The 17529-nt window shown below is 62.3% G+C and carries 17 protein-coding genes; 12 read left to right on the top strand and 5 right to left on the bottom strand.

Features of this window, described 5'->3' with window-relative positions; translation table 11 throughout:
- Nucleotides 1–129: 129 nt before the first annotated feature.
- The 6 genes from cyoA to NKI79_RS08380 all read left to right on the top strand — a co-directional run bounded on the left by cyoA (nt 130) and on the right by NKI79_RS08380 (nt 5973).
- Nucleotides 130–1053 carry a ubiquinol oxidase subunit II gene (gene cyoA / locus NKI79_RS08355; RefSeq protein ID WP_352800950.1) on the top strand — a complete coding sequence of 308 codons (924 nt, stop codon included), beginning with the start codon at nt 130–132 and terminating at the stop codon, nt 1051–1053.
- A gap of 2 nt (nt 1054–1055) precedes the next feature.
- Nucleotides 1056–3062, top strand: coding sequence for a cytochrome o ubiquinol oxidase subunit I (gene cyoB, locus NKI79_RS08360; RefSeq protein ID WP_352800952.1), 2007 nt, complete (start codon nt 1056–1058; stop codon nt 3060–3062).
- 5 nt (nt 3063–3067) lie between these two features.
- A complete protein-coding gene (gene cyoC, locus NKI79_RS08365) occupies nt 3068–3697 on the top strand; it encodes a cytochrome o ubiquinol oxidase subunit III (protein WP_352801096.1) in 630 nt (209 codons plus the stop codon).
- Nucleotides 3694–4122, top strand: a complete 429-nt coding sequence (gene cyoD, locus NKI79_RS08370; RefSeq protein ID WP_352800954.1) for a cytochrome o ubiquinol oxidase subunit IV — start codon at nt 3694–3696, stop codon at nt 4120–4122. The genes cyoC and cyoD overlap by 4 nt, the downstream gene beginning before the upstream one ends.
- A 311-nt stretch (nt 4123–4433) precedes the next feature.
- Nucleotides 4434–5591: a DUF3182 family protein gene (locus NKI79_RS08375; protein WP_352801098.1), complete on the top strand. Its 1158-nt coding sequence runs from the start codon at nt 4434–4436 to the stop codon at nt 5589–5591.
- Nucleotides 5592–5751: 160 nt separating this feature from the next.
- Nucleotides 5752–5973: a hypothetical protein gene (locus tag NKI79_RS08380; protein WP_352800956.1), complete on the top strand. Its 222-nt coding sequence runs from the start codon at nt 5752–5754 to the stop codon at nt 5971–5973.
- 41 nt (nt 5974–6014) lie between these two features.
- Here the strand turns inward: NKI79_RS08380 and NKI79_RS08385 are convergent, their stop codons facing one another.
- Together NKI79_RS08385 and NKI79_RS08390 are read right to left on the bottom strand one after the other, a co-directional pair.
- Entirely contained in the window at nt 6015–6338 is a 324-nt protein-coding gene (locus tag NKI79_RS08385; RefSeq protein ID WP_352476950.1) for a hypothetical protein, read from the bottom strand.
- A gap of 109 nt (nt 6339–6447) precedes the next feature.
- Nucleotides 6448–6885 carry an Lrp/AsnC family transcriptional regulator gene (locus NKI79_RS08390; RefSeq protein ID WP_352476949.1) on the bottom strand — a complete coding sequence of 146 codons (438 nt, stop codon included), beginning with the start codon at nt 6883–6885 and terminating at the stop codon, nt 6448–6450.
- Between the two features lie 128 nt (nt 6886–7013).
- Between NKI79_RS08390 and rocF the strand changes: the two genes are divergently transcribed.
- Together rocF and ocd are read left to right on the top strand one after the other, a co-directional pair.
- Nucleotides 7014–7934, top strand: a complete 921-nt coding sequence (gene rocF, locus NKI79_RS08395) for an arginase (RefSeq protein WP_352476948.1) — start codon at nt 7014–7016, stop codon at nt 7932–7934.
- A 3-nt stretch (nt 7935–7937) separates the two neighbouring features.
- Nucleotides 7938–9005, top strand: a complete 1068-nt coding sequence (ocd, locus tag NKI79_RS08400) for an ornithine cyclodeaminase (protein WP_352800959.1) — start codon at nt 7938–7940, stop codon at nt 9003–9005.
- Nucleotides 9006–9021: 16 nt separating this feature from the next.
- On the opposite strand, the gene NKI79_RS08405 is transcribed toward ocd, so the two are convergent.
- Nucleotides 9022–9183: a hypothetical protein gene (locus NKI79_RS08405; RefSeq protein WP_254815787.1), complete on the bottom strand. Its 162-nt coding sequence runs from the start codon at nt 9181–9183 to the stop codon at nt 9022–9024.
- Nucleotides 9184–9453: 270 nt separating this feature from the next.
- On the opposite strand from NKI79_RS08405, the gene NKI79_RS08410 reads away from it, so the two are divergent.
- The 4 genes from NKI79_RS08410 to NKI79_RS08425 all read left to right on the top strand — a co-directional run bounded on the left by NKI79_RS08410 (nt 9454) and on the right by NKI79_RS08425 (nt 14767).
- Nucleotides 9454–11403 (top strand): PrkA family serine protein kinase, encoded by a 1950-nt coding sequence (locus NKI79_RS08410; RefSeq protein ID WP_254815786.1) that lies wholly within the window; start codon nt 9454–9456, stop codon nt 11401–11403.
- Between the two features lie 19 nt (nt 11404–11422).
- Entirely contained in the window at nt 11423–12745 is a 1323-nt protein-coding gene (locus NKI79_RS08415) for a YeaH/YhbH family protein (protein WP_352476946.1), read from the top strand.
- The gene (locus NKI79_RS08420) at nt 12745–14283 is read left to right on the top strand and encodes a SpoVR family protein (protein WP_352800962.1); all 1539 of its coding nucleotides are present in this window, start codon (nt 12745–12747) and stop codon (nt 14281–14283) included. The genes NKI79_RS08415 and NKI79_RS08420 overlap by 1 nt, the downstream gene beginning before the upstream one ends.
- A gap of 94 nt (nt 14284–14377) precedes the next feature.
- Nucleotides 14378–14767 (top strand): hypothetical protein, encoded by a 390-nt coding sequence (locus NKI79_RS08425; RefSeq protein WP_352800964.1) that lies wholly within the window; start codon nt 14378–14380, stop codon nt 14765–14767.
- 168 nt (nt 14768–14935) lie between these two features.
- On the opposite strand, the gene NKI79_RS08430 is transcribed toward NKI79_RS08425, so the two are convergent.
- On the bottom strand, nt 14936–15181 hold the full coding sequence (locus NKI79_RS08430) for a hypothetical protein (RefSeq protein ID WP_352800966.1): 246 nt from the start codon (nt 15179–15181) through the stop codon (nt 14936–14938).
- Between the two features lie 49 nt (nt 15182–15230).
- Entirely contained in the window at nt 15231–17231 is a 2001-nt protein-coding gene (locus NKI79_RS08435) for a protein-L-isoaspartate(D-aspartate) O-methyltransferase (protein WP_352800969.1), read from the bottom strand.
- Nucleotides 17232–17529: the final 298 nt, after the last annotated feature.

Raw genomic sequence — 17529 nt, forward strand, 5'->3', positions numbered from 1 at the left:
GTGGTTCTGCGAGCCGGGGCCCCGTGCGTGAAGAAACTGTCGCCAGGAACACACCGGCGCGCACATTCGGGGTTGGCAGCCACGCTGCCTGCAACGTTCCAATCGGTTTTCAGGACACGGCGAGATCTCATGTTGCTGAGGGCGATCGTTCGAAATTGTGCGGCCATCCGTGTTGGCCGCGTCGGCGCGACGATGCTGCTTGCCGCGCTGCTTGCCGGCTGCCAGGGCGGCGTACTCGACCCGCAAGGACCAGTCGGCGCCGCGCAGCGGACGATCCTGCTCAATTCGGTCGCCATCATGTTGGCCATCGTCATCCCGACGATCCTGGCGACACTCGGTTTTGCCTGGTGGTTCCGGGAAACCAACACAAGGGCGCAGTACCTGCCGGAATGGGCCTATTCCGGGCGCATCGAACTGGTGGTCTGGTCGATCCCCATCCTCGTCATCCTGTTTCTGAGCGGCATCATCTGGATCGGGTCGCATGACCTCGATCCAATCAAGCCGCTGGATTCCCAGCAAAAGCCGCTCGAGGTGCAGGTCGTGTCGCTCGACTGGAAATGGCTGTTCATCTACCCCGAGCAGAATGTCGCGAGCATCAACCAGCTTGTGGTGCCGGCGGGCAGGCCGGTGCATTTCTCGCTCACCTCGGCAAGCGTGATGAATGCGTTCTTCGTGCCTCAGCTCGGCGGCATGATCTACACGATGAACGGCATGACGACGCAGCTTCACCTGCAGGCGGATCAGCCCGGCGAATTCTATGGGCGGTCGGCCCATTTCAGCGGCGACGGTTTTCCAGGTATGCAATTCGTGCTGCATGCCGTCGCAGCGGATGCCTTCGACGCGTTCGTCAATTCGGCGCGAAGCCGGGGACAGGCACTCGACAAGGCCAGCTACCACGAACTAGCCAGACAGAGCATCGACGTGCCGCCTTCGACCTATCGCTCGGTCGAGCCGGACCTTTTCCATGAAATCGCGACGCAGGGCGTTCCGCCCGCGCCCGGTCCCCAGGCCGATCGCGCCGAGCCGAGCGTATCGCCCAAGACAGGAGGCTGACAATGCTCGGAAAATTGAGCTGGGACGTCATTCCGTTCGATCAGCCTCTGCCGATGATCGCCTCGGCGGTCGTCGCCCTGGCAATCCTCGGCGTGCTGGCCTGGGTCTTCCTGGCCGGCCATTTTCCCTATCTGTGGCGCGAATGGATCACCAGCGTCGATCACAAGCGGATTGGCGTGATGTACACGCTGCTGGCGCTGCTGATGCTGCTGCGCGGCTTCAGCGACGCCGTCATGATGCGGTCCCAGCAGGCCCTCGCCTTCCAGGCGCCCGGCTATCTGCCGCCCGACCACTTCAATCAGGTCTTTTCCGCCCACGGCACCATCATGATCTTTTTCGGGGCGATGCCGTTCGTCATCGGCCTGATGAACCTGGTCGTGCCGCTGCAGCTCGGCGTCCGCGACGTTGCCTTTCCAACGCTCAACTCGGTGAGTTTCTGGCTCACCGCCACCGGCGCGCTGCTGGTCAACATCTCGCTGGTGATCGGCGAGTTCGCGCGCACCGGATGGCTGCCCTATCCGCCGCTCAGCGAGACCGCCTACTCGCCGGGCGTCGGTGTCGATTACTATCTGTGGGCGGTGCAGATAGCGGGTGTCGGAACGCTGCTCACCGGCATCAATTTCGTCACCACGATCCTGAAGATGCGGGCGCCCGGCATGAGTTACCTCAGGATGTCGATGTTCTGCTGGACTTCGCTCGCCGCCAGCCTGCTCATCGTCGCAGCGTTCCCGATCCTCACAGCCACGCTCGCGATGCTGACGCTCGACCGCTATTTCGGCTTTCATTTCTTCACCAACGAAGCCGGCGGCAACATGCTGATGTTCGTGAACCTGATCTGGGCCTGGGGCCATCCCGAGGTCTACATCCTCGTCCTGCCGGCGTTCGGCATCTTCTCGGAGGTCATCTCCACCTTCTCCAGCAAGCCGCTGTTCGGCTACCGCTCGATGGTGGCCGCGACACTCTTCATCTGCATCGTTTCCTTCATGGTGTGGCTGCACCACTTCTTCACCATGGGCGCCGGCGCCGACGTCAACGCTGCGTTCGGCATCGCAACCAGCATCATCGCTGTCGGTACCGGCGTGAAGATCTACAACTGGATGTTCACCATGTATGGCGGCCGCATCCGCTTCGCGACCCCAATGCTGTGGTCGCTGGGCTTCATGGTGACGTTCGTCATCGGCGGCATGACGGGCGTTTTGCTGGCTGTGCCGCCGGCCGATTTCCTGCTCCACAACAGCCTGTTCCTGGTGGCGCATTTCCACAACGTCATCATCGGCGGCGTGCTGTTCGGTGCCTTCGCGGGATATACCTACTGGTTTCCCAAGGCATTCGGTTTCCGGCTGCACGAGGGCTGGGGCAAGCTGGCCTTCTGGCTGACGCTGATCGGGTTCTACGCCACCTTCGTGCCGCTCTACGCCGTCGGTCTGCTCGGCATGACCCGCCGCATGCAGCATTTCGACGTGCCGGCCTGGTATCCCTGGGTGCTGGTTGCCGGCGCCGGCATGATCATCACCACCGCCGGCGTGGTCGCGCAGATCATACAGCTCGTCGTCAGCATCCGGCAGCGTGCGGCGCTTCGAGATTCCACAGGGGATCCCTGGGACGGGCGCTCGCTGGAATGGGCCACGCCCTCGCCGCCGCCGGTCTTCAACTTCGCCGCGCTTCCGCACGTCGAGGGCGAAGAGCCCTACTGGAGCATCAAGCAGCGGGCACGCGAGCAAAACCGCCTGCGCGACGAGCCTGAATACGAGCCGATCGAGATGCCGCGCAACAGTCCCACCGGGTTCATCTGCGCCTTCTTTGCGACCGTGATGGGTTTCGCTCTCATCTGGCACATCTGGTGGATGGTGGCACTCGGCGCGCTCGGTGCTTTCGCTACCTTCGTCGTATTCGCATGGCGCGACAAACCCGAATACGTCATTTCTGCCGCCGAAGTCGCCCGGATCGACCGCGCCAACCGAAGCGCGCGCCGCGAGGCGCTGGCTACCTACACGGGGCCAAGGCCATGACCGCGATGGACGTTCGAGAGCGTGACCCTTACCGTATCCATGGCGGGCACGGCCATGCACTCGGCGGCCCGGCCCCGATCCGGATCGTCGTCGGCTATGGCTTCTGGATCTTCCTTCTGAGCGACATCGTGATGTTCTCCGCCTTCTTCGCGGCCTATGCCGTGCTGGCGGGCAAGACGGCGGGCGGACCAAGCGGGGCCGAGCTGTTCGACCTGCGCAACGTCGCGATCGAGACGGCCGCTTTGCTGTTGTCGAGCTTTACCTGCGGTCTCGCCGGCCTTGCCGTGACAGCGCGGCGAAGCTCCTGGTTCTATGTCGCGATGACTGTTACCTTCGTGCTCGGCGCCAGCTTCATCCTGCTCGAGTTGCGCGAGTTCGTGCATATGGTTGCCAGTGGTGCCGGACCGACGCGCAGCGCTTTCCTGTCGGCGTTCTTCACGCTGGTGGGATGCCATGGCCTTCACGTCACGGCGGGGCTGCTGTGGCTGCTCACGATGATGGCGCAGATCTTCGCCAAGGGATTCCGCGACGATATTCTTCGGCGTTTCATGTGCTTCAGCCTGTTCTGGCACGCCCTCGACATCATCTGGGTCGCGCTGTTCACCGTGGTCTATCTCCTGGGAGCAAGTCGATGAGCAATGCGGATGATCGCCACGCGCAACGGCGCGACACCCATGGCCTGGAGCGCTACGACATCGATACGGCGCCGGGTGACGAATACCTCGGCGACACCGACGTCGGATCCGGGCTACGCGGCTATGTGATCGGCCTCGGGCTGGCAACGCTGCTGACCATCGCCTCGTTCTGGTTGCCCGGAACCGACCTGGTATGGGCACCCGGCGTTCCGGTGGCGCTGGTCGTGCTGGCGATCGCCCAGATGGGGGTGCATCTCGTCTTCTTCCTGCACATCACGACGGGACCGGACAACACCAACAACGCCCTGGCGCTTGCCTTCGGCGTGCTGATCGTAGTTCTGGTGATCGGCGGCTCGATCTGGATCATGGCCAATCTCGACCACAATTTGATGCCGATGAACGCGACCATAAACATGAACCGCTGATTTAGCGATTATTCCGGCCATCGGCCGCAGTTCATGCGACAGCGAACTCCGGTCTCAAGCCCGTTCGAATGTGCCGACGAGGTCGGCGTCTCACAGGACGTGTGGGGCGGCCTCCTTCAGCACGTCGTCCACGGCGGCCTTCTCGCCGGGACGCAGCGTCTCGACGTCGACTGCAAGAAGCTCCGGGCAGCCACCCGGTCAAACCCGCAGCCGGCCGTTGGCCGGAACATTCGCCGCGTCAACGGGTTTTTTGGTTCGGACGCATTGCCGCGGAAACGGCAATGGGCTCGGCAATGGACGAAGGGCGCGACATGACCGGGCTAAGCGGTAGGCAACCAAGCGGGGCGAGAGGTGTTGTGATCGCATTCTCCGCGCCGGGCGGCGAGACCATCTACGCCCATGAACGGGAAACCGTCGCTGCCGTCGCACGCACGATTGCAGCGTTGAAGGGATTTTCCTTCCGCGAGGGCCTGCGTGACGGTGGCGGTGACAGGGGCGGGTTGTATTTCGTGCCGGACGACAGCCTGCTTGCTGCCGATGCGGTTCAACTGGGCATAAACGGGCCCGACGATCTCTTCGGCGGGGTGGTGCCCTGGCGCCTCGCAACCACCAAGGCCATAACCCACGAGCTGGTGGACGAATCGGCGGCACGGCCAAAAGAATGGCACGCCGGCTTCGGCAGCGCCGTCGCCGCGGCCGTACTGCCCGGCTACACCGCATTTTCACGCCACGACGCGCTGCGCGCAGCGCAACGTCTGCTGGAGCTCGGGCTGGTCCGGTTCAAGCCACCGCGCGCTTCGCGGGGCCGCGACCAGCACACCGCCGCGACGGTCGGCGATGTCGAAAGGCTGCTGGACCAATATCCGTCGTCTGAGCTAAGCGAATACGGCCTTGTTCTCGAAACGCAGCTTCGCGACATCGTTACGCTGAGCGTTGGCAGAACCATGATCGACGAATTGTCGATCAGCTATTACGGCACCCAGCGGACGACGACCGACAACGACGGACAGCCCGTCTACGGCGGATCCGATCTGGTTGTCGTGCGCGGCGGATGGGAGGCGCTGGATGAGCTGCGATTATCTCCGGCGCTGGGTTTGGCCGTGGCGCAGGCGAGAACCTATGACGCAGCGATGGATGGCTATCCCGGATTCTTCGCCTCGCGACGCAACTACGACATCGGCCAAGGTGTCGATTCCTCGGGCATCTGGCGATCGGGTGTGCTGGAAGCCAGCTGGCGGATCGGTGGCAGCAGCAGCGCCGAGCTGGCAGCGATGGACGCCATGAAGCGCGACCCCAACATCCAGATCGTGCATGTCTCCGCCGTCAAGCAGTTCGGCAGCACTGCGCGGCTGCCGCCGAACGCAGCAATCCATTTCCACGGGGAGGACCCCGAGGAGGGTCAAATCACGCGTTATACCGTCGTCAGCCAGGCGATCCGAGGGCCGATCGGGGAAGCCGGCCGATTCTAGCCATGTCAGGTTGAAGTCAAGCACGCCTCCGGCAGGGAACATCCACCAATGGCCCGAGTTTGTTTCGGGCAGGCAGCAACTCAGAAAAGGCCCAGGCCCTGAAACGGGTGGCGGGCGTGCAATAGGGGCGTTGCCTGCAGGAGTGGTTACGGAAATGGCCATGCCAACCGTTTACGACAAACGACAGGATCCGGAAGGCCTCTGGGAGGTCTATGACAGCGAGAGCGACGAAGCCGTCGTGGTCGATGGCTTGCCGCTTTCCGGTCTCGACGAAAGCGAAGCCGATGAAGCGATTGAAAAGCTCAATCGCGGCGAGCTGACGTCGGACAACATCCCCGAGACAGCTCGGTCAGGGTGGCCTCCGACCAAGAATGGATTGTGATGACGGCCTGACGGACGTCACCGAGGCGATCTGTCGCGGATCTACGACGAGGCCTTGACCCCGAGCTTGCGGGCCTTGTCCTCGAAGTCGTCACGAATGTCCTCGATCGTCGGCAGATGCAGTCGGCGCAGCTGGGCGTGCAACTTTTTGGCAGCGTCGGAATTCAGGTCGCGCCTGAAGTTGGTCGCGACCTCCTCGGCCGAGCCGTAGCGGCGATAGCGCTCAATCTCGGTCTTCGTGGCCTGCTGGACGTGTTCGAGCGTCTTGCGCTCGGCATCGGATTTTCCGTCCGGTTTGGCTCGCATGACCGGGTTGAAGGCTTTGCTGATAACGAATTCGACCAGTTCCTGCTGGGCGTGAGCCATGATTGTTCTCCCTCGAAGGAGGCCTGTCCGAGCCCAACCACGGCGGCAATTGAAGGTTCCGCGGCTTCGGATTTCGTTGCCGCTACAGGGCAAGGTGGTTACTCGAGGATCACAGCCGAGCCTTGGTGGTGCGTGGCGTTGCCAGGAGCAGGCTTGTTTCGCTGCCGGTAATTCCGGGGATCAGGCGGATACGTCTCAGCACCGCGTCGAACTCGCTCAGGGTCTGGGTTCCGAGTTCTATCACCAGATCCCAGCGGCCATTGGTGGTGTGGATGGTCGAGACCTCGGAGAAGCCACCCAGCGCCCGAATGACGCGATCGGCGGCGTGGCCTTCGATCTCGATCATCATGATGCCACGCACGCGCTGATCGACCGCGTCGGCGCGCAGAATGACGGTGTAGCCGACGATGACGCCGTCCCTTTCAAGCCGCTCGATCCGGGACCTTACCGTCGCCCGGGAGACACCCAGGCCGACGGCAAGATCGGAAATGCTGCGCCGGGCGTCGTGCCGCAAAGAGGTGATGATCTGCTCGTCGAGCTGGTCCATGATTGCTCACAACGGAAGTAGATGATGCCACTATGGTAAGGCATTTCGACAAATTTGCCAATTTGACATGTTCATTTTGCCAGCGATGCGGGCTTCAATAAAGGCATCGCAATTGGCGGGGTATGAGAATGCATTGCACGATCGTGGGCGCACCGATCCAGGCCGGCTCAGGCCGCATGGGCTGCGAGATGGGGCCGAGTGCGCTGCGCACGGCCGGCCTGGCCACCGCATTGACCGAGCTCGGCCATACGCTGACCGACCTCGGAACGATCGTCCCTGCCGATATGCGTCCCGTCGTACACGGCAACGCGGCGGTGAAGGCGCTGCCGGAAATTGCCGCCTGGACGGCAGCAATCAGCGAAACGGCCTATGCCGCGAGCGCCGATGCGATGCCGATCTTTCTCGGCGGCGACCACAGCATTTCGGCCGGCACGCTCGCCGGCATTGCCCGCCGGGCGGCTAATGCCGGCCGGCCGCTCTTCGTGCTGTGGCTCGATGCGCACCCCGATTTTCATACGCTCGACACGACCACCAGCGGCAATTTGCATGGTGTGCCGCTGGCCTATGCCAGCGGGCAGCCCGGCTTCGAGGGCTATTTCCCCCGCCTTGCAGCGCAGGTGGACCCGGCTCGCATATGCGCGCTGGGGATCCGCAGCGTGGACCTGGCGGAACGGGAAGCGTTGCGCAGAGCCGGCGTGACGGTCCATGACATGCGTTCGATCGACGAGCACGGCATTGCGCAACTGCTTCGCGCCTTTCTCGAACGGGTGAGCGCCGCCAACGGCATGCTGCACGTCAGCCTCGACGTCGATTTTCTCGACCCGTCGATCGCCCCGGCGGTCGGCACCACCGTTCCCGGCGGCGCCACCTTCCGCGAGGCGCATCTGGCGATGGAAATGCTGCATGACAGCGGCCTCGTCACCAGTCTCGACCTGGTCGAGCTCAACCCTTTTCTCGACGAACGCGGCCGCACAGCCACGCTTTTGGTCGACCTGACAGCGAGCCTGATGGGCCGGCGGATCATGGATCGCCCGACGAGGGGGTTCTGAGCCATGACCGTGAATTTGAACATCGTGCCGTTCGTCAGCGTCGACCGCATGATGAAGCTGGTGCTTGCCATCGGCATCGAGCGCTTCCTGCTCGAGCTTGCCGCCTATATCGAAGAGGATTTCAGGCGCTGGGAGCTGTTCGACAAGACACCGCGCGTCGCCTCGCACAGCGTTGACGGCGTCATCGAGCTGATGCCGACCAGCGACGGACAGCTTTACGGGTTCAAATACGTCAACGGGCATCCGAAGAACACGCGTGACGGCCGCCAGACCGTGACCGCTTTCGGCGTGCTTGCCGATGTCGGCAACGGCTATCCGATGCTGCTTTCGGAAATGACCATCCTGACCGCGCTCCGAACCGCCGCAAGCTCGGCCGTCGCGGCGAAATACCTTGCTCCCGAGGCCGCCAGGTGCATGGCGATCATCGGCAATGGTGCGCAATCGGAATTCCAGGCGATTGCCTTCAAGGCGCTGCTTGGCGTCGACAGGCTGCGTCTCTACGATATCGACCCGGCGGCCTCGACGAAATGCATGAGGAACCTTGCCGGCATGGGTTTCGACATCAAGCTCTGCGCGTCGGCGCAGGAAGCCGTTGAAGGTGCAGAGATCATCACCACGGTTACCGCCGACAAGCGGTCGGCAACAATCCTGACCGACAACATGGTCGGATCCGGCGTGCACATCAACGCGGTGGGCGGCGACTGCCCGGGCAAGACCGAGCTGCATCGCGACATACTGCTGCGCTCGGACATTTTCGTCGAATATCCGCCGCAGACGCGCATCGAAGGCGAGAGCCAGCAGCTCGATGCGGATCATCCGCTCACCGAATTGTGGCAGGTGATGACAGGAACGGCAGCAGGCCGGACGGATGCCCGACAGATCACATTGTTTGATTCCGTCGGCTTTGCGATCGAGGATTTTTCCGCGCTGCGCTACGTCCGTGATCAGCTGCAGCGGACCGGCCTTTACGAGGAACTAGACCTTCTGGCCGATCCCGATGAGCCGCGCGACCTGTTTGGCATGCTGCTCCGCGCCGAAAAAGCGACCGGGCTGGCGGTTGCCGGCAGCTGAGCTGCGATCCCGTCGGTCAGTCCTTCTTTTCCTGATACAGGCGCTCGGTCGCACGCTCGCTTTCCCTGCGCTCCGCCGGGCCGCGACGGCGCTGCGTGAGCAGGGCGTAGGCGATCAGGACTGCCAGCAGCAGTGGACCGCCTGCAACAACGAGCAACCACAAACTATTCCCAGACATCGACCGTCTCCTTTCCCTCACAACCGGAAAGGACCCGAACCGTTCCTCCGTCTTGTTGGATGTCGCCCGCAGGACGTGGTGCGATTCAGGATTTTGTGCCGCGAGCAGGACGTTCCACGCCTTGTCTGCACTCAGGATGCCCTTATCTAGACTCTTATCGTTCGGTCACATGCACTCTCTGCGAAGTGAAGGGAACCACAAGGGCTTTCCAACATTTGGTTGTTCAAGAGACAAACATGCAGCCACATCGGCTCCGGGGCTAGGAATACCATGCGTGAGAATCAATCCGACGTCTTCGATCTGTTTTCCGAGGTTTACAAGAATGCGGCGCAGGAGGAGATAAGCCTCCAGCAATATCTGCTTGCCTGCCGCGAGGACAAGTCGATGTACGCCTCGGCGCCCGAGCGGATGGTCGAGGCGATCGGCGAGCCGACCTTTGTCGATACCAGCAAGGACGAGCGGCTCGGCCGTATTTTTTCGAACCGGACGATCAAGATCTATCCGACCTTCGCCGACTTTTACGGCATGGAGGATACGATCGAGCGTATCGCCGGTTATTTCCGCTACGCGTCGCAAGGGCTCGAGGAACGCAAGCAGATCCTCTATCTCCTCGGCCCGGTCGGCGGCGGCAAGTCCTCGCTTGCGGAGCAGTTGAAAAGGCTGATGGAGCAGCGTCCGATCTATACGCTGAAGGTCGGCGGCCAGGTCAGCCCGGTCTTCGAATCGCCGCTCGGGCTGTTCGATCCCGACCGCATGGGCGATCTTTTGGAGGACAAATACGGCATCGCCCGGCGGCGGCTGACCGGCCTGATCTCGCCCTGGGCGGCCAAGCGCCTCGACGAATTGTCCGGCGACATCTCCAAATTCAGCGTCGTCAAGCTGATGCCGTCCAGGCTTCGCCAGATCGGCATCGCCAAGACCGAGCCGGGCGACGAGAACAACCAGGACGTTTCGGCCCTGGTCGGCAAGGTCGACATCAGGCAGCTGGAAAACTTCAGCCAGTCCGATCCGGACGCCTATTCCTATAGCGGCGGGCTGAACCGGACGACGCAAGGACTGCTCGAATTCGTCGAGATGTTCAAGGCGCCGATCAAGGTGCTGCATCCGCTGCTGACCGCCACCCAGGAAGGCAGCTACAACGGCACCGAGAATTTCGGCGCTTTCCCCTATCAGGGCATCATCGTTGCCCATTCCAACGAATCGGAATGGCTGCAGTTCAAGAACAACAAGAACAACGAGGCGTTCCTCGACCGCATCCTGGTGGTCAAGGTGCCGTATTGCCTGCGCGTCACCGAAGAGCGGCAGATCTACGAGAAGCTGTTGCGCGAAAGCGAATTGGCTAACAGCCCCTGCGCTCCGGAAGTGCTCGACATCCTCAGCCGGTTCACCGTCTCGACCCGCCTGGCCGAACACGACAATTCGCCGCTCTACACCAAGATGCGCGTCTATGACGGCGAGAACCTCAAGGAAACCGATCCCAAGGCGAAGTCGGTCCAGGAGTACCGAAACGCGGCCGGTGTCGATGAAGGCATGACCGGCGTCAGCACCCGCTTCGCCTTCAAAATCCTGTCGCAGACCTTCAACTACGACACCGAAGAGGTGGCCGCCGATCCGGTGCATCTGATGTACATCCTGGAAGAGGCGATCAAGCGCGAGCAGTTCCCGAAGGAAACAGAGGCGGACTATCTCGATTTCATAAAGTCGGAGCTGGCCACCCGTTATGCCGAGTTCATCGGCCACGAGATCCAGAAGGCCTATCTGGAATCGTACAGCGAATACGGCCAGAACCTGTTCGACCGCTACATCGCCTATGCCGATGCCTGGATCGAGGATCAGGACTACAAGGATACCGATACCGGCCAGATCCTCAATCGCGAGGTCTTGGACAATGAACTGTCGCAGGTCGAAAAGCCGGCCGGCATCGCCAATCCCAAAGACTTCCGCAATGAAGTGGTGAAGTTCACGCTGCGCGCGCGGGCCAGAAACCATGGCCGCAACCCGTCATGGACAAGCTATGAAAAGCTGCGCGAAGTCATCGAGAAGCGGATGTTCGGGCAGGTCGAGGATCTGCTGCCGGTGATCAGCTTCGGCTCCAAGCAGGACAGCGTGACGGAGAAGCGGCATACCGAATTCGTGCAGCGGATGATCCAGCGCGGTTACACCGAACGCCAGGTTCGCCGGCTGGTGGACTGGTACATGCGGGTGAACAAGGCGGGTTGAAGCCAGCCCGGGGTAATATATGCCGATCTTCATCGATCGCCGACTGAACCCGAAGGACAAAAGCCTCGGCAATCGGCAGCGTTTCCTGCGGCGGGCGCGCGAAGAGTTGAAGCGCACCATCCGCGATCAGATTCGCACCGGCAAGATCGCCGACGTGGACGCCGAGCATGCCGTTTCGATGCCGGCGCGAGGCACCGGCGAGCCGAGCTTCAACGATGCCAGGAACAGCGGCAGCCGCCAGCACGTCCTGCCCGGCAACAAGCATTTCTCCCCAGGCGACCGGCTGCCCAAGCCCGGCCAGGGCGGCGGTATGGGGTCCGCACCGGGGAGAACCGAATCGGAGGACGATTTCCGCTTCGTGCTGTCGCGCGAAGAGGTGCTCGACCTCTTTTTCGAAGACCTCGAGCTGCCTGACATGGTCAAGCTCAACCTCAAGGAGATCCTCGCCTTCAAGCCGCGCCGGGCCGGCTTCGCCGCGACCGGCTCGCCGACCAACATCAATGTCGGGCGCACGATGCGCAACAGCCATGGCCGCCGCATAGCGCTCAGGCGTCCCAAGCAGGAGGACCTCGATGCGATCGCGCAGGAGATTGCGTCGCTGGAGGCGAAGCCGCAAAACGTCGAGATGCGCCAGCGCATCGTGGCGCTGCAGGAAGAGTTCGATCGACTGGAGCGTCGCCGCAAGCGGATCGCCTATGTCGACCCGGTCGATATCCGCTTCAACCGCTTCGACGCCCAGCCGGTGCCGAACGCCAACGCGGTGATGTTCTGCCTCATGGACGTGTCCGGTTCGATGGGCGAACGCGAGAAGGATCTGGCCAAGCGCTTCTTCGTGCTGCTGCACCTGTTCCTGAAGCGGCGCTACGACCGGACCGAAGTGGTCTTCATCCGCCACACCCACGAGGCGCAGGAGGTCGACGAGGAAACCTTCTTCTACAACACCCAGAGCGGCGGTACGGTGGTTTCCACCGCGCTCGAGGAGATGCACCGCATCGTCGAGCAACGCTATCCCAGCCGCGAATGGAACATCTATGTCGCCCAGGCCTCGGACGGTGACAATTTCGTCACCGATTCCGAGCGCTGCATCGCCCTGCTCGACGAACAGATCATGCGGCTGTGCCAGTATTTCGCCTATGTCGAGATCCTCGACGAGCGCGAGAGCCACATCTTCGGCGCTACCGACAACGGCACGTCGCTGTGGCGTGCCTACAGTGCGGTCAAGCTGAGGTGGTCGAATTTCCAGATGAGCCGCATCGCCACCGCGGCCGACATCTACCCGGTTTTCCGCCAGCTCTTCGCCAGACAGCCGGGCTATCAAAAGAGCGGTGAAAGAGGGGGCTGATGGCGAGCAGATCCGGGCTGCTGTTTTCCGGTTCCGACTGGGATTTCAGGACGCTGTCGCGCGCCTACGAGACCATCGAGGCGATCGCCACCGAAGAGCTCCACCTCGACACCTATCCGGTACAGATGGAGATCATCTCGTCCGAACAGATGCTCGACGCCTATTCCTCGGTCGGCATGCCGCTGATGTACCGGCACTGGTCCTTCGGCAAGCACTACCTCTACCAGGAACTGCTCTATCGCAAAGGCGGGCGGGGGCTCGCCTATGAACTCGTCATCAATTCGAATCCCTGCATCGTCTATCTGATGGAGGAAAACACCATGGCCCTCCAGGCCCTGGTGACGGCGCACGCAGCACTCGGCCATAACCATTTCTTCAAGAACAACTATCTTTTCCGGCAGTGGACGGACGCCGGCGCCATCCTCAGCTATCTGGACTTTGCCAAGGGCTACATTGCCCGCTGCGAGGAGCGGCATGGCGTCGATGCGGTGGAAGAGATCCTCGATGCCGCACATGCGCTGATGGAACAGGGCGTGTTCAGATATCACCGGCCACCGAAGCTGTCGTCGGAAAAGCAGCGCGAGGGCCTTCGCGAGCGCCTGGAATACGAGGAGCGCTCCTACAACGATCTGTGGCGCACGCTGCCGCCGTCCAAGGACGGCACCAAGGTCCGCGAGACGGACACCATGGCGGAGCGCAAGAAATCGCTCAAGCTGCCCGAGGAGAACCTGCTTTATTTCCTGGAGAAGAACAGCCTGATCCTGGAACCGTGGCAGCGTGAGGTTATCCGGATCGTCCGCGTTATCGCGCAGTATTTCTATCCACAGCGCCAAACGCAGGTGATGAACGAGGGTTGCGCCACCTTCGTGCATTACACGCTGATGAACCTTTTGTTCGACCGCGGGCTGATCGGCGAAGGTGCCATGCTGGAGATCCTGCGCAACCATTCGAACGTGATCTTCCAGCCGGGCTTCGACGATCCGCGCTTTTCCGGTATCAACCCTTACGCGCTGGGTCTTGACATGATGCAGGACATCCAGCGCATCTCGACCGCGCCGACGGCCGAGGACCGCGACTGGTTCCCCGATATCGCCGGCAACGGCGACTGGCGCCAGACCTTGCTGGACGCCTGGGCCAACCATCGCGACGAGTCCTTCATCCGCCAATATCTGAGCCCTACCCTGATACGGAAATGGCGGTTCTTTGTGCTTGCCGACGCTGCCAACGACCCCCATTACGAAGTCGCCTCGATACACAATGAGCGCGGCTACGAGAGTATCCGCAGCGCACTCGCCCACTGCTACGACATCGGCGCCAGCCGGCCGGACATCCAGGTGGTGGATGTGGACCTGCTCGGCGACCGGCATCTGCGCCTGCAGCACAAGGTCAAGGACGGCATCGTGCTGGAAGGCGGCAGCCGCGACGCCACGCTGCGCCACATCCGCAAGCTCTGGGGCTACGAGGTCAGCATGGTCGCGGTCGACGCGCAGACCGGCGCCAGGCTCCACGAACGCTCGACCAGCCAGATCGGGGAATGACCGAACAGCCTGCCGGCGAAGTCGGGCGCCTTTTCAGGATTGCCACCCACCCTATCTACGCGCGCACCACGAGCGCATGGTCGGGAGCAGGAACATGCGCGCATTGACGATCGCCACGCTTCTGTTGGTCGCCGTCTCGATGGCGCTCTCGCTCGCGCACGCTTTGGAATTGCCCGGCAAGTTGCGCCTCAAGGAGGCCACCTACAGATCAGTGCAGGCGATCTACTATCCCGGCTTCACGATCGGCGGGTTCGCCGAGATCGGCGGCATCATTGCACTCGCCGTCCTGCTTTACCTGACGCCCTATCCAAGCGCCCGATTCTGGTGGACCTTGGCGGCGCTTGTCTCATTGCTGGCGGAGCACGCGACCTATTGGTTGGTCACCCACCCCGTCAATAATTTCTGGGTGCAAGACACTGTCCTGCCGAAATCCGCCGCGACTTTTTTTCAATGTTCTCTCGAAAGCAGACCGGCGACTGGATAGATTTGCGCAACGCCTGGGAGGCTTCGCACGTCGCCAGGGCAGGCCTGGCAATGCTGAGCCTCGTCTCAATTGCTGTCGCCGCGACATTTTTTGCCGAATAGCCCCAGGGATTAAGGTCAGGGGACGGACCCGGCGCCGTATTGTCTTAACGTCAAGCGATCCGGCCGTTCAGCGGTCGGCGCGATGCTTGTTGTGGGCGCTTTCCTGGTGCTCGCCGCGGATGATGTTGCGATCGTCGGGATCGGCAATATCTTTCGGGTCCGATCTGAGCTCGGCACCGCGCCGGAACGCCTCGCGCTCTTGCCTGGTCTTTTTCAAATCCGCTGCCGCGTCGAAATCCTTGCCGGCGTTTTTCGTGTTCTCGCGCTCTTCGATGATGCGCAATTGCTGCTCATGAGTCTTCTTTCCGGCCATTGGTGACCTCCTTCCTTTCGATTTTCCGCTTCCCCAAGGTCCAGATTCGCTACAGCCCGAAAGGATAAGTCTCGGGAAGGCCTGTCCCCGCATGCTCCGGCCCAAGCGGCGTCACGGCATTGGTTTCATCGAACCAGACGAAAGCATCGAACTGGCGGGCGAGCGAGGCGTCCGCATAGTGGCTGTGCAGCTCGGTCTCGGGCCGATAGATGACGCCGATAAAGCGTTCCAGCCGGCGCTCCAGAAGCCGTTGGCGCAGCGTGTCGTCGCGCTCGAAATCGAGCAGGAAAGGCGAGACGCCGCTGTCGTGGCAAAGCCGCTCATAGCTGTCGCTGTGGGAAGGCCGAACCGGTTTGACTTCCATGTCGCCGTCCCAGTCGGTGGCAGCGGCCACCGTCCCGGAATGCGTACTGAGCCCAATCAAGGCAGCCTCGTCGCCAAGACGCTGGCGGCAGAGCTGGCCGATGTTCAATTCGTCCCTGACGATCCCCATCTCGGTATAGCGGGCATCGCCAATATGGGAATTATGCGCCCACACCACCGCCTTGGCGTTCGGGCCGCGGGCCTGCAGCAGGTGCTCCAGCGTTTCGAACATGTGGGTGTCGCGCAGGTTCCAGGATTGCGCGCCACCATAATACATGGTGCGGTAATAGCGCTCGGCGGAGGCGACCAGGCGGGCGTTCTGGGTGGCGTCGAGGAAATCGAACCCGTCCTGCTGCGCATAGTCGAGCTCTCTGGCAAGCAGTTCCCGGCATTGCTCGAGCACGGCCTTCTCGCATTTCTGGTAGCCGGAAGTGAGTGCGACACGGCCATAAGTGGCCGGGTCGTTCTGCCACGGCGTCAAGCAGCCGTAGCGTTCGCGTGCGATCCTAGCCGCCTGCGGATCGACCCGGTCGAGATATTGCAGGACCGCCGCGATCGACCCGCCCATATTGTAAATGTCGAGACCATAGAACCCGGCCCGCCGGGAGGATATCCTGATCCGCTCGTTATGCTCTCGCATCCAGTCGACGAACGCCGCGACGTCGGTGTTGCGCCACATCCAGGTGGGAAAGCGCTGGAACGGCGGATCGGCGCCCGGCCGTGGTGGCCGGTGGCGGACGTAACGGTCGATCGCCGCGGCATCGGGCCAGTCGGCCTCGACCGCGACGATGGTGAAGCCATGCTTCTCGATCAGCCTGCGCGTGATCGCGGCGCGCGCACGATAGAACTCCGACGTGCCGTGGCTGGCTTCGCCGAGCAAGACGACGCGGCGGTCGGCAAACCGGTCGAACAGCGCACCGAAGGCCGGATCGTCGAAATCCGGAAGCGGTTCGGCGGCGGCCGCTATCATCTGCGGCAGGCTGCTCCTGCGCTGATGCCGGTGCGGAAGATCGGCCGCTATCTGGCTGTCGCTGCCTGGCTCGCCCCAGCCTTGCTCGCCGATCAGCGGAACAAACCGCACGCCGCCGAAATCCTCCTCGGTGTAAGTTGCTGCGCCGGTCCGGGTGACCTTGAGCAGGCGCTGCGCGTCGAATTCGTCGCCGACCGGGATGATAAGCCGGCCAGCGACGTCGAGCTGTTCCTGCAGCGCGAGCGGTGCGCCGGGTCCAGCGGCGGCAACCAGGATAGCATCGAAGGGTGCAGCCTCTGGCCAGCCCTTGGTGCCGTCGCCGGTGCGGACTTCGATATTGTCGTAGCCAAGCTTTTTAAACCGCTGCCTTGCCGTTGCAGCCAACGCGGCGTGGCGCTCAATGGTGTAGACACGTTCGACGATCCGGCTCATTACGGCAGCCGCATAGCCCGAGCCGGTGCCGACCTCGAGAACATGGTCACCGGCTCCGACCTCGGCCATTTCGATCATCAACGCAACGATATAGGGCTGCGATATCGTCTGACCTTCGGCGATCGGCAGCGGCCCGTCTTCATAGGCAAATTCTTCAAAACCGGGCTCGACGAAAGCCTCGCGCGGGACCTCGCGCATCGCCTGAAGGACATTGCGGTCGCGAACGCCACGGCGGCTTAGGTGAATGTCGACCATTTGGTTGCGGGCATGGGAGAGATCGAGCATTTTTTGCTCCTCCTACGGGCCTCCGCCACAATCGCCCAAGCTGCTCAAACGGCACTTTGGCCAGTCGATGTCCCCGGGGCCTCGGCAGTCCCCTTGGATTCATGCAATGCGGTGCATCTTCCTAACCGTTGGCAAGCCCCGAGGTTCCTCAAAAGACCGACCCGCTTTTTATCGGGCGAGGCGGATTGCAGGATCGGCGAGCGGGAGCTGGCCGTGCCCGCCCAAACTTATTTCGAGGCAAATCCTTTCTCCGAGGCGACGCCACTCCAGATAACGACGGACGAGGGTATTCCGGAGG

Origin of the sequence: Mesorhizobium sp. M0340 (assembly GCF_040321535.1) — a bacterium.
Taxonomy (GTDB): domain Bacteria; phylum Pseudomonadota; class Alphaproteobacteria; order Rhizobiales; family Rhizobiaceae; genus Mesorhizobium.

Excerpts from the sequence above, each read along its gene's own strand:
- ocd (WP_352800959.1), top strand. The coding sequence starts at position 7,938 with ATGACCGTGAATTTGAACATCGTGCCGTTCGTCAGCGTCGACCGCATG.
- NKI79_RS08410 (WP_254815786.1), top strand. The coding sequence starts at position 9,454 with ATGCGTGAGAATCAATCCGACGTCTTCGATCTGTTTTCCGAGGTTTAC.
- NKI79_RS08385 (WP_352476950.1), bottom strand. The coding sequence starts at position 6,338 with ATGGCTCACGCCCAGCAGGAACTGGTCGAATTCGTTATCAGCAAAGCC.
- NKI79_RS08415 (WP_352476946.1), top strand. The coding sequence starts at position 11,423 with ATGCCGATCTTCATCGATCGCCGACTGAACCCGAAGGACAAAAGCCTC.
- cyoB (WP_352800952.1), top strand. The coding sequence starts at position 1,056 with ATGCTCGGAAAATTGAGCTGGGACGTCATTCCGTTCGATCAGCCTCTG.
- NKI79_RS08430 (WP_352800966.1), bottom strand. The coding sequence starts at position 15,181 with ATGGCCGGAAAGAAGACTCATGAGCAGCAATTGCGCATCATCGAAGAG.
- rocF (WP_352476948.1), top strand. The coding sequence starts at position 7,014 with ATGCATTGCACGATCGTGGGCGCACCGATCCAGGCCGGCTCAGGCCGC.
- NKI79_RS08405 (WP_254815787.1), bottom strand. The coding sequence starts at position 9,183 with ATGTCTGGGAATAGTTTGTGGTTGCTCGTTGTTGCAGGCGGTCCACTG.
- NKI79_RS08375 (WP_352801098.1), top strand. The coding sequence starts at position 4,434 with ATGACCGGGCTAAGCGGTAGGCAACCAAGCGGGGCGAGAGGTGTTGTG.
- NKI79_RS08420 (WP_352800962.1), top strand. The coding sequence starts at position 12,745 with ATGGCGAGCAGATCCGGGCTGCTGTTTTCCGGTTCCGACTGGGATTTC.
- NKI79_RS08380 (WP_352800956.1), top strand. The coding sequence starts at position 5,752 with ATGCCAACCGTTTACGACAAACGACAGGATCCGGAAGGCCTCTGGGAG.
- cyoA (WP_352800950.1), top strand. The coding sequence starts at position 130 with ATGTTGCTGAGGGCGATCGTTCGAAATTGTGCGGCCATCCGTGTTGGC.
- NKI79_RS08425 (WP_352800964.1), top strand. The coding sequence starts at position 14,378 with ATGCGCGCATTGACGATCGCCACGCTTCTGTTGGTCGCCGTCTCGATG.
- NKI79_RS08390 (WP_352476949.1), bottom strand. The coding sequence starts at position 6,885 with ATGGACCAGCTCGACGAGCAGATCATCACCTCTTTGCGGCACGACGCC.
- cyoD (WP_352800954.1), top strand. The coding sequence starts at position 3,694 with ATGAGCAATGCGGATGATCGCCACGCGCAACGGCGCGACACCCATGGC.
- cyoC (WP_352801096.1), top strand. The coding sequence starts at position 3,068 with ATGGACGTTCGAGAGCGTGACCCTTACCGTATCCATGGCGGGCACGGC.
- NKI79_RS08435 (WP_352800969.1), bottom strand. The coding sequence starts at position 17,231 with ATGCTCGATCTCTCCCATGCCCGCAACCAAATGGTCGACATTCACCTA.